Source organism: Gilliamella sp. B2887, from assembly GCF_026537015.1.
In the GTDB taxonomy this organism is placed as follows: domain Bacteria; phylum Pseudomonadota; class Gammaproteobacteria; order Enterobacterales; family Orbaceae; genus Gilliamella.
Genome location: NZ_JAFNMX010000010.1, coordinates 67,532 through 79,095 on the forward strand (window position 1 = coordinate 67,532; position 11,564 = coordinate 79,095).

The 11,564-nt window shown below is 34.9% G+C and carries 10 protein-coding genes; 4 read left to right on the forward strand and 6 right to left on the reverse strand.

Translation table 11 applies throughout. The annotated features are described in order from the left end of the window. Positions 1-173: 173 nt before the first annotated feature. A complete protein-coding gene (gmk, locus tag J3U13_RS08755) occupies positions 174-797 on the forward strand; it encodes a guanylate kinase (RefSeq protein ID WP_267341520.1) in 624 nt (207 codons plus the stop codon). 156 nt (positions 798-953) lie between these two features. Here gmk and gloA read toward each other — a convergent pair whose 3' ends face one another. Beyond that, on the reverse strand, positions 954-1,361 hold the full coding sequence (gene gloA / locus J3U13_RS08760; protein ID WP_267341521.1) for a lactoylglutathione lyase: 408 nt from the start codon (positions 1,359-1,361) through the stop codon (positions 954-956). A gap of 236 nt (positions 1,362-1,597) precedes the next feature. Further along, the gene (locus J3U13_RS08765; protein ID WP_267341554.1) at positions 1,598-2,098 is read right to left on the reverse strand and encodes a glycine zipper 2TM domain-containing protein; all 501 of its coding nucleotides are present in this window, start codon (positions 2,096-2,098) and stop codon (positions 1,598-1,600) included. 377 nt (positions 2,099-2,475) lie between these two features. Between J3U13_RS08765 and J3U13_RS08770 the strand changes: the two genes are divergently transcribed. Both J3U13_RS08770 and pgm read left to right on the forward strand, forming a co-directional pair. Beyond that, complete coding sequence (locus J3U13_RS08770; protein ID WP_267341523.1) at positions 2,476-2,988, forward strand: hypothetical protein; 513 nt, start codon at positions 2,476-2,478, stop codon at positions 2,986-2,988. Between the two features lie 101 nt (positions 2,989-3,089). Next, positions 3,090-4,727, forward strand: coding sequence for a phosphoglucomutase (alpha-D-glucose-1,6-bisphosphate-dependent) (gene pgm / locus J3U13_RS08775; RefSeq protein ID WP_267341525.1), 1,638 nt, complete (start codon positions 3,090-3,092; stop codon positions 4,725-4,727). Positions 4,728-5,137: 410 nt separating this feature from the next. Here the strand turns inward: pgm and J3U13_RS08780 are convergent, their stop codons facing one another. The 4 genes from J3U13_RS08780 to ubiG form a co-directional block, all read right to left on the reverse strand. Then, positions 5,138-5,443 (reverse strand): DUF6694 family lipoprotein, encoded by a 306-nt coding sequence (locus tag J3U13_RS08780; RefSeq protein ID WP_267341526.1) that lies wholly within the window; start codon positions 5,441-5,443, stop codon positions 5,138-5,140. Positions 5,444-5,998: 555 nt separating this feature from the next. Next, positions 5,999-7,465 (reverse strand): IMP dehydrogenase, encoded by a 1,467-nt coding sequence (gene guaB, locus J3U13_RS08785; protein ID WP_267341528.1) that lies wholly within the window; start codon positions 7,463-7,465, stop codon positions 5,999-6,001. A 139-nt stretch (positions 7,466-7,604) separates the two neighbouring features. Next, positions 7,605-8,927 carry a gluconate transporter gene (gene gntT / locus J3U13_RS08790; RefSeq protein ID WP_267341529.1) on the reverse strand — a complete coding sequence of 441 codons (1,323 nt, stop codon included), beginning with the start codon at positions 8,925-8,927 and terminating at the stop codon, positions 7,605-7,607. Between the two features lie 102 nt (positions 8,928-9,029). Next, positions 9,030-9,746 (reverse strand): bifunctional 2-polyprenyl-6-hydroxyphenol methylase/3-demethylubiquinol 3-O-methyltransferase UbiG, encoded by a 717-nt coding sequence (gene ubiG / locus J3U13_RS08795; protein ID WP_267341530.1) that lies wholly within the window; start codon positions 9,744-9,746, stop codon positions 9,030-9,032. A 334-nt stretch (positions 9,747-10,080) separates the two neighbouring features. Between ubiG and J3U13_RS08800 the strand changes: the two genes are divergently transcribed. Beyond that, the gene (locus J3U13_RS08800; RefSeq protein WP_267341531.1) at positions 10,081-11,442 is read left to right on the forward strand and encodes a sodium-dependent transporter; all 1,362 of its coding nucleotides are present in this window, start codon (positions 10,081-10,083) and stop codon (positions 11,440-11,442) included. Positions 11,443-11,564 lie beyond the last annotated feature (122 nt).

Genomic DNA, 11,564 nt, shown 5'->3' on the forward strand with positions numbered 1-11,564 from the left:
ATACATTTCAGTATATTTTTAAAAAATATACTAACTTAGCATAAACTTATATCAACTAAACAACCCTCATAATAATATGAGACAAACTAACGTTAAATTTTGCTATAATATCGCCAAACAGGTTTTTATGGCAATACACTAACTTAATATTAATTAAAGTGGCAATCAAAGATATGTATACTGGAACGCTATTTATTATTTCAGCGCCAAGTGGTGCTGGTAAATCAAGTTTAATTCGAGCTTATTTAGAACAAAAGGATCATCATCCTGCTAAAGTTTCAATTTCTCATACCACGCGGAATCCAAGACCTGGTGAATTACATGGTAAACATTACTATTTTGTTGATCATAAACATTTTGAGTCATTAATTGATGAGCAAGCTTTTGTAGAGTACGCTCATGTTTTTGAAAACTATTATGGTACGTCTAAAGCTGAGATTGAAAAGAGCTTATCGCAAGGCATTAATGTTTTTTTGGATATTGATTGGCAAGGTGCTCAGCAAGTAAGAAAAAAAATGCCACAAGCAAAAAGCATATTTATTTTACCACCATCACTCAAAGAGCTTGAAAATCGCTTGACTAAACGAGGTCAAGATGATGCGACTGTTATTAATAAAAGAATGCAAAAAGCTCAATCTGAAATTTCTCATTATAATGAATATGATTACATTATCATCAATGAAGATTTTGAATGTTCTTTGAATGCTTTAAATTCTATTATTAACGCAGCCAGTTTAGAACAAAAAAAGCAAGCCTTAATAAATCAACAATTACTCAAAGAATTGCTTACTAAATAACTTATTATTAATCCTAAATAAATAAAAATAATTGAGTATTTGCATAAAAGGATTAAAAAGTTGCAGTTCAATACCAATAGCAAATCTACAAAGCTTAGTTTATGCAATAAATGAATGAATCGCCGATATGATTCGGCGATTTAATGAATAACTTAATTAGTTACCCAATGCTTTATCAGCTTGATCATTTTGGATCAATTCAATTTTATAGCCATCAGGATCTTCAATAAAAGCGATAACAGTTTTACCCCCTTTAACTGGCCCTGCTTCACGCGTAACTTTGCCACCTGCTTGTATCACATCATTGCACATTTTAGCTACATCATCCACACCAATGGCAATATGCCCAAAAGCGTCTCCATGATTATACTGTTCTGTACCCCAATTGTAGGTAAGTTCAATAACCGAACTGGATGTTTCATCACCATAACCCACAAATGCAAGTGAATATTGATATTCTGTATTTTCACTGGTTCTTAATAATTTCATTCCCATCACTCGAGTATAAAAATCGATGGCACGTTGTAAATCTCCAACTCGAATCATAGTATGTAATATACGCATTGCTGATTGTTCCTTTTAACAGTTAATGACACGAACTGATTTTATCTTTTAGCGGTTATGCAGGCAATTTTTTTATATTAAGATTAACGTCAGAATTGGTATTGAAAATAGGAAGATTTTCTAGAAGTAATCAATTATTCACTTGAAATGATGAATATGAAAGTTTTATAAATGAGACTTAAATTTCAACTTTCGCTCACCAATCAAGTAAGCGAAAGTTAATGGTTTTATAATTCTTATTTGTTATAAGCACGACCATAGCGTGGTGATGCACTTATTTGTTTACCATTTGTTACTAAACGTACATGTTGACCTGCGTAAAATTCATTAGCAGAACCTTTTTGTACAATGACAATATTACCGCCGTTTTCTCGCTCAATTTCCAATTCGACAGCATTTGTTTGACTAGTTTTATCTTCAATTGCACTGCCAAGGACCGCACCACCAATAGCACCAGTGGCAATGGCTAAAGCTCTACCTGTTCCATTACCAATGGTATTACCTAACACACCGCCAATCACAGCGCCACCTAGTGAGCCTACAACGTTTTCATTTTTACCATTTGAAGCATTGGTTTGAATTTTTACTGGACGGACCGATACGACAGTACCGTAACTAACTTGTTGAACTTGTTTTGCTTGATCAGTCGTATAAACATCACCCGAATATATATCACTGTTGCTACAACCAGATAGCAGGGTAACTAATAGAGCTGCTGTGACAATTTTTTTCATAATTTATTCCTCATATATATTGAGCATGAGCAAGCTCATACTATTTTAATCTTAATATTCTTTGACAAAAACGACAATATACTTTTCATTATTTTATCAATTGATAATACTATTTATTATCAAGTTGGGGTATACTCAGCTCAATAGTTTATCTACCATACAATTAGTATATGAAACGGTTATTTTTTCATTTAATATTATCAGTTATGATATCCGCCTGTCATAATATAAACTAAGAACTACAGACAACCGAAAAGCAATAACCTAATCAATAAATGATGGTTGCTTGTCTGATAAAGTAAACAACAATTTACATTAACCCGACAACATTGCAACGCAAGTGTGTCCAGTAAATTAATTTAATAGGCATAACTAACATAATGAAAACTATCGAAATTGACGAAGAATTATACCATTTTATCGCATCACAAACAAAACATATTGGTGAAGATGCATCCAGTATTTTGCGACGTTTATTAAAAATCAATCAGCCAGTTAAAGCTAAAATTAACGTTGTTTCCCAACCTGAAACCCAATACACATTATTTAATGATTTGTTAGATAGTGATATTTTTATTAACGAAAAATCAATCATCAGCCGTTTTATATTATTACTTGGCGCACTTTATAACTATAATCCAGCCCTTTTTTCGATAGCGGCCACATCATTACATGGCAGTAAGCGACAATATTTAGCTAAAGATAAAAAGTCTTTAGAAATATCAGGTAAAAATACCAAGCCACGTGAAGTGATAGGAACACCTTATTGGGTTATAAGTAATACTAATACTGCTAGAAAAATGTATATATTAGAATCAATAATGAGTGATATGGGCATTTCGGAAAGCATGATAAACCAAGTCATCAATATTTTTTCAGCACAAACAAAATAATGCACTGGCTATACGTGTATTAAATAGTCAACATAATTGCTAAGATAGATAGAGATGTGCATTAAGATATAAATATTCAATTTTGGAAAAAGGAGTATAAAATGGCAAATCATAGCCGGGCAGGATTATTAGCTAAGCCAGCCGATTTGATTAACGTTGAAATGTTGAAAAATAATTACTATCAAATCAACCCTGATCCAGAAAATGCCAGTCAATTAGTGATCTTTGGCACATCGGGTCATCGAGGTAGTGCTAATAAAGGTACATTTAACGAAGCGCATATTTTAGCTGTGGCTCAAGCAATAGCCGAATACCGAAAAGCAAATAATGTCACTGGTCCGTGTTTTATTGGTCAAGATACTCATGCCCTTTCTGAATTAGCATTAAAATCTGTACTTGAAGTTTTTGTTGCAAACGAGCAAACCGTCGTTATCGCGCGTGATTGGGGATATACTCCTACTCCTGTCATTTCACATGCCATATTAACATTTAATCAAGATAAACAATCACAACTTGCCGATGGTATTGTCATTACTCCTTCGCATAATCCCCCTGAAGATGGTGGCATAAAATATAATCCAACTAATGGTGGACCCGCTGATACGGATATTACCAAACAGATTGAAAATCGTGCAAATGAACTACTTAAAAATCATCTTAATGGTGTAAAACGGGTTTCTTTAGAAAAAGCAATCAACTCTTCTTATATTCATACCAAAGAATATGAAACGGATTATATTAATGATTTGGAAAATATTTTAGATTTAGCATTAATTAAATCCTCAAATTTAAAGATAGGTGTAGATCCATTAGGTGGTGCAGCTATCACTTATTGGCCGCGTATTGCTGAAAAATATGGCATTAACCTCAATATGGTGAACAATAAAATTGACCCAACTTTTAGCTTTATGCATTTGGATCATGATGAAGTAATTAGAATGGATTGCTCCAGCCAATGGGCAATGGCCGGTTTATTGCAATTAAAAGATAAATTTGATTTAGCATTTGGCAACGATACGGATTCTGACCGTCATGGTATTGTAACGCCTAAAGGTTTAATGAACCCTAATGCTTATCTTTCAGCTTGTGTTAACTATCTTTTTCAAAATCGCCCTCAATGGCATAAAGATATCGCTATTGGTAAAACTTTAGTTACCAGTTCAATGATAGATCGTGTAGCAAGCAACCTTCATAAAACATATTTAGAGTATCCAGTTGGTTTTAAATGGTATGCAGAGGGGCTTTATAACGGTAAGTTGGGATTTGCTGGGGAAGAGAGTGCTGGTGCATCCTTCTTAAGAACGAATGGCAAAGTTTGGACAACCGATAAAGATGGTATTATTCTCTGTTTGCTTGCAGCTGAAATGACTGCCAAAACTGGCAAAAATCCTCAAGAACAATATCAAGAACTTGAAGCCAAATTTGGGGTATCTTATTACGGACGAATTCAAGCACCTGCAACCTTTGATGAAAAACAAAAATTATCTAAACTTGATGCCAGTCAACTTACTACTGACAACCTTGGCGGCGAAAAGATCAGCCAATGTCTAACCAAAGCTCCTGCTAATAATGCACCAATTGGGGGGCTGAAAGTAATTACCGAAAATGGTTGGTTTGCTGCTCGTCCTTCTGGTACTGAAGATGCATATAAAATCTATGCTGAAAGCTTTATCGATAGTGATCATTTAGCAACTTTACAAAAAGAAGCACAAGAAATCGTTGCCAAAGCAATAAAATAACCCTGCAAATTAGGCTTTTATGCCTAAAAAATAGCAGTCATTACGGCTGCTATTTTGTTTTTCTAAAAACATTTTTAATCTTTTTTCAGTAAAAAAATTAAAATTCTCATAATGAAAGATAGCATTATAAAAAAGAATGCTGAACCTTATAATGAGTTACTTTTTGAAGTGGAATAAAGAGGTATCTATTGATGTTCAAGATCCTGACTAAGAATTGGGATAGCTTCAGAGATTGCAACTTTTAAAAATTGATACCATTATCCTATTATTTATAATAGAACTGTAACATTAATCTAACAAATTATTTTAAACAATTGTTATAAATACAATTGTTAAAAAATAAATGCCTATACATTAAATGTCCTGTTAACAGGTAATTAAATATTGCAATCTTAAAGTTTAAAAAAAATTCAGTTCGCTTCTCCTGGTAATTTTTCATTTTTTCCAATTTTAATTATTTCAGCAGCTGTTTTACCATTAATTTTGTTTTTGATAATCTCTTGTTTCTTTTTCGCGTCGCCAGCTGCTTCAATAGCTGAATTAATCATAATTCTACCGATTGAGATATTAAATGATTGTAGCTGATTGTCTTGAAGTTTATTTGCCATTTCAGAAATCGATTTTTTTAGGTTTTCTGCTGATGACGCATCAATGGTTTTATCACCACAACCTGTCAATAGTACCAACGAAATTAATGCAATTGATAATTTCTTCATTTCCTTTTTCCATTTATCCTTATAAAGTACTGAATATTAGTAATATGTTATAGGTAAATTCAATACAGATCAATTTTTTTTACGCAAAAAAATATTTACCAAAAACATTAATTTTGTTAATTTTTTTAAACAAATTTCGAAAAGGATTTACTATCAATATTGAAACAAATTTTTTAACCAACCACGTGCTCGAGCAACTCATTAAACTGGTCATTTTGAAATAAATAATGCGGCATAGGTAACCAATCTATCAAAAATGCTCAATATCAGATGAAAAAAAGAATTTTTTAAATAATGGCGATTTTATGCTCTAAAAATACCTTATGTAAAAAATATTTAGGAGTCTATACCGTTTAATTTTATTTATTAATCCAGAATTTTCTCGCAAACATTAATTATAGTTAACATCAACAAAAGTAAATGTATGATGATAAAGTATCATTGATTAAAGGGACATGATCAGCCCCTTTAATTTCAATAAATTTTTGAAATGATAAAGTAACCTATTTGAAAATACCTTAAATCAAACAAGGCTGGAAAAGAGATATAATGAAATTATACCCCAGCTCGATAGTTAGGCGGCTCTTTAGTAATTAAAACATCATGCACATGGCTTTCTTTCATACCTGCACCCGTGATGCGATAAAATTTCGATTTAGTACGCAATTCATCGATCGTTGCACATCCAGTTAATCCCATACAAGAACGTAATCCGCCCATTTGTTGGTGAATGATTTCTTTTAACAAACCTTTATAGGCAATACGCCCTTCAATACCTTCAGGTACAAGTTTGTCAGCAGCATTGTCTGTTTGAAAATAGCGATCGGAAGATCCTTTTGCCATTGCACCAAGCGAACCCATTCCACGGTAGGATTTATATGCACGACCTTGGAACAATTCAATCTCACCTGGGGCTTCTTCTGTGCCAGCAAACAAAGAACCAACCATAACACAAGCCGCACCAGCAGCTATGGCTTTAGCAATATCCCCAGAAAAACGAATGCCACCATCTGCAATAACTGGAATATTGTGTTTTTGAGCCATCTCAACTGCATCCATAATCGCACTTATTTGAGGTACACCAACGCCAGTAACGATACGAGTTGTACAGATTGAACCAGGACCTATACCCACTTTAACGGCATTAACACCAGCATCAATGAGTGCTTTAGCACCTTCGGCTGTAGCAACATTTCCTCCGATGATTTGTAAATCAGGATAGGCTTTACGCGCTTGTCGAATACGCTCTAATACTCCCTCAGAGTGACCATGAGAAGAATCAATTAATAATACATCAACACCAGCTTCAACTAATGCTGCAATGCGCTCCTCATTTCCTGCACCAGCTCCCACTGCTGCCCCCACTCGCAAACGCCCTTTTTCGTCTTTACATGCATTAGGTTTTTGTTCAGCTTTATTGTAATCTTTGACAGTGATCATACCTTTTAGATGGAATTTCGAATCAACAACTAACACTTTTTCGATGCGATGTTCATGCATTTGTTTTAGGACGATCTCACGCTGTTCACCTTCTCTTACCGTCACTAAACGTTCTTTCGGTGTCATTACCGCAGTAACGGGCAGTGATAAATCAGTTGCAAATCGAACATCTCGTGCAGTAATTATCCCCACTAATTCTTGTGACTCTGTCACAACTGGAAAACCAGCAAAGCCATATTCTTTTGCTAAATCGATCACTTGTTTGATCGTGGCTGTTGGTAAAACAGTTACCGGATCTTGTACTATACCGCTTTCGTGTTTTTTTACTCGTCTAACATGATTAGCTTGATTTTCAATCGACATATTTTTATGGATAAAACCAATACCACCTTCTTGCGCTAACGCAATGGCTAAATCAGATTCAGTAACGGTATCCATTGCGGCTGAAAGCATTGGAATATTTAGTTTAATGGTTTGGGTAAGTTGCGTACTAATATCAGCGGTGTTAGGTAAAACAGTGGAATGGGCTGGCACTAATAACACGTCGTCAAACGTGAGGGCTTCTTTTACTATACGAGACATGACAATATTCACCATTGAGTTTTATTGTTGATAAAATATTGCCGATGTATTCTACTTACTTTTGTGCAAAAAGACCAGTGGTATTTTAGAAAGATTCCTGAGTAGTTAATCCAATAAGGAAAAATAAAAATGCAGTAAATTAGATAAATGTATTGATTGCTAAACACCCCACCAACCCACAAACTGAAATAACGGTTTCGAGTAATGACCACGATTTCATCGTTTCGGTAATGCTAAGGTTAAAATACTCTTTAAATAACCAAAATCCAGGATCATTTACATGAGAAAATACCACGCTACCGGCTCCAGTTGCAATGACCATCAATTCCGGACTCACGCCTGTAGAAGCAATTAATGGAAACACGATGCCACCGGTCGTTAAAGCCGCAACTGTTGCTGAACCAAGAGCTAAACGCAATAAGGCAGCAATTAACCAAGCCATAATAAGTGGAGAGATATTGGACGCATGCATCATCTCTTCAATATAAACTTTAACGCCGCTATCAACCAAAACTTGTTTAAACGCTCCACCACCACCAATAATTAATAACATCATCGCAATGATTTTAATTGAATCGGCTAAAGTCGTATTAATTTGGACCATCGAACGACCACGGAAAATCCCAAAAGTAAACACCGCAACAATAACTGAAATCAATGTAGCGATAATTGGGTCACCAAAAAATTCTACATAAGGAAGTACCAAATGCCCTTTTGGTAATGTCATTTCACATACCGCTCGAATGGACATGAGTACAACTGGCATTAAAGCCGTCAATACACTAACAATAAAGCTTGGCATCTGTTCTTCAGTGAATTGTTTAGAATTATACAATCCCTCTTCAATAGGATGATTAATGGCTTGTATAAATGGTATTTTAGCAAGTACTGGACCTGCTAAGATGACAGTTGGAATACCTATGATAGTGCCATAAAGCAAAGTGCGTCCCATGTCAGCTTTAAATATTTCAGCAATGGCCGTTGGTCCAGGGTGAGGCGGTAAAAAACCATGGGTAACAGATAATGCGGCAGCCATAGGAATACCAATATATAATGGTGATATACGAAGCGTTGCGGCAATAGTTAATATTAACGGAAGCAATAAAACAAAGCCGACTTCATAAAATAATGCAAATCCAACAATAAAACCAGTAAGAGTAACAGCCCATTGTATTTTTTTATCGCCAAAAGTATTAATTAACGTTGTTGCAATACGCTGAGCACCACCACAATCCGCCAATAGTTTTCCTAGCATAGCACCAAAACCCATTATTAGTGCTAAGCTACCAAGTGTTCCCCCTACTCCATTTTTTATGGATTGAACCACCTCCATTACAGGCATACCTTCCATGATACCTACACTTAAGGCGACAAGAATTAACGCAATAAAACCATTGACGCGCAGCGGCAACATTAAAACAAGCAATAACGCTACGCCTATTGCAATAATGATTAATGGCATGAATATTTCCTCTAAAATAATCTAATATGTTATCGGTAACATTAGGAATTATAGAGGAAAATAAAAAAAATAATGGAAAAAATATTTAAAATGAGAATCAGATCACATTTTACAAATTTGTTTTTTTTGCGCCATCAAAATATAATTAACATCAAGGTTAGGTCCTAACTTAAACTCATTTTTAAGTAGGTGATATTCCATGCCAATGATATCTTCAACAACCAAATTAGCTTGTTCAACCCAATGCATTAATTCTGAAGGACGAATGAATCTGTTAAAATCATGAGTCCCTTTTGGAACCAATCGAGCAATATATTCTGCGCCATAAATCAAAAGTAATTTTGCCTTGTGATTACGATTTATTGTCGATAAAAAGAGTTTGCCATTCGGTTTAAGTAACGTTGCGCAAGCTTGGATTATCGAAAAGGGATCTGGGACGTGTTCTAATAACTCCATACAGGTAATCACATCATAAGAAGCGGGATATTCCTTAGCATGATCTTCAACGGTTTGCTTTTGGTAATTAATGACCAAGTTATTTTCTTTTGCATGCAACCGAGCAACTGCCAGGGATTCATCAGCCAGATCTATCGCTGTGACAGCAGCGCCTAATTTTGCAAGACTTTCGGATAAAATGCCGCCACCACATCCGACATCTAACACTCGCTTATCTTCTAAACAACCTACTTCCTGTTTAATAAAATCCACACGTAACGGATTGATAATGTGTAAAGGTCTGCATTTGCCATTTGGATCCCACCACTGAGCTGCTAACTGAGAAAACTTGCTTATTTCTTTGAAATCAATATTTTGCGTCATGGGATCTCTTCTATCCAAAAATCTTTCCTATAAAATACTATTTTATGTCATGGTAAGTATGAATAAAAGACTAAAATTGAATGCAATATAAAAAAATATGAGTGAATAATAGGTATAAACACAGGAAAACTTATAAAAAGTCAAAATAATAAGGTTAATAAGAATAAATAATTCTAATTTTAAAATAAACAGTTAGATTAAAATTGATAATGAATTCTTGTTTCCCCTTGTATTTCATGGCATGATTTGTAATTTTATGCTTCTAATATAGTAATGGTTAGGCATTAATTAAAGCTACAATTAAATAATTATTTTGAGGACAAGGTAAAAATTCATGAGTACAGGTACTATGAAAAAAAGTCACTCTCAGTGGAGCTCACGCATGGGGTTCATGCTTGCTGCTGCGGGTTCCGCTGTTGGGTTAGGAAACATTTGGAAGTTTCCGTATATGGCAGGAGAAATGGGCGGTTCAGCATTTGTGTTGACCTATTTACTGTTTATGTTTTTAATCGGCCTACCTATTTTGGTTTTAGAATGGTTAATTGGTCGTCGTGGACAAAAAAATCCAATTCACACAATGGAAGATGTTGCGATTTCAGAAGGACGTTCTAAGTCTTGGAAATGGGTAGGCATTATTGGCGTGCTCGGCTCATTTTTAATTCTTTCATTTTATAGTGTCATTGGTGGCTGGGCGACAGATTATATCGTGCTTGCAGCTCATGGGGCATTCAAAGGCGCCAATGGTGAAATTACAGGCCAATTATTCAGTGACTTTCTAGGTAATGTAAACAGTTTACTCATATGGCACACGGTATTTATGTTTGCTACCGCCTTTATTGTGGCATTAGGTGTTGGTGCAGGTTTAGAACGTGGCTGTAAAGTGATGATGCCAGGATTAGGCATATTACTATTGGTATTAGTGGGCTATGCTGCTTATGTAAGTGGTCCATACTTTGGTCAAGCTTTTAAATTCTTATTTACCCCAAATTGGTCAGCAATTAGTGGCACAGCGGTGTTAGCAGCGTTAGGGCATGCGTTCTTCAGTTTATCCTTAGGAATGGGCATAATGATGGCATACGGATCTTACCTTGGTAAGGATGTAAATTTACTATCAACTGCACGTACTGTGGTAATCTTAGACGTAATCGTCGCTATGTTATCGGGTATGGCGATATTCCCATTAGTTTTTGCCAACGGTTTACAACCAGGTGAAGGTCCTGGCCTTATCTTTGTTACACTTCCCATTGCCTTTGGTAATATGGCTGGCGGAACCATTTTAGGTATCCTATTTTTTATCTTCTTAACTTTTGCGGCGTTAACGTCTTCCATTTCATTGCTTGAACCAACCGTCGAGCTATTAGAAGAAAAAACCCATATGGGACGTAAAACTGCAACCGTAGTAAGCAGTATTATTATCTGGGCATTAGGTATTGCTTGCATATTATCATTTAATGAATGGTCAGGCGTAAAATTATTTGATAAAAACATTTTTGATTTACTGGATTATTTAACCAGTAAAATCATGTTACCTGTTACGGGATTAGGAACTGTAGTGTTTGGAGCATGGATGATGAATCAAAAACGTATCCGTGAAGAATTAAACTTAAATGAATTTTGGTTTAGTGTCTGGACATTAGTATCTCGATTTATTGTTCCTGTTGCGGTCATCTTAATTCTTATTTACGGATTTATTTAAATAATAACAAATTGATATAATCTTTATGTTACAAGCCTTGATATCCATCAAGGCTTTTTTTTACATCTCTTATTTAACAAAAAACAGACAAACAATTAATAAATTTTACTAACTTGTATTGA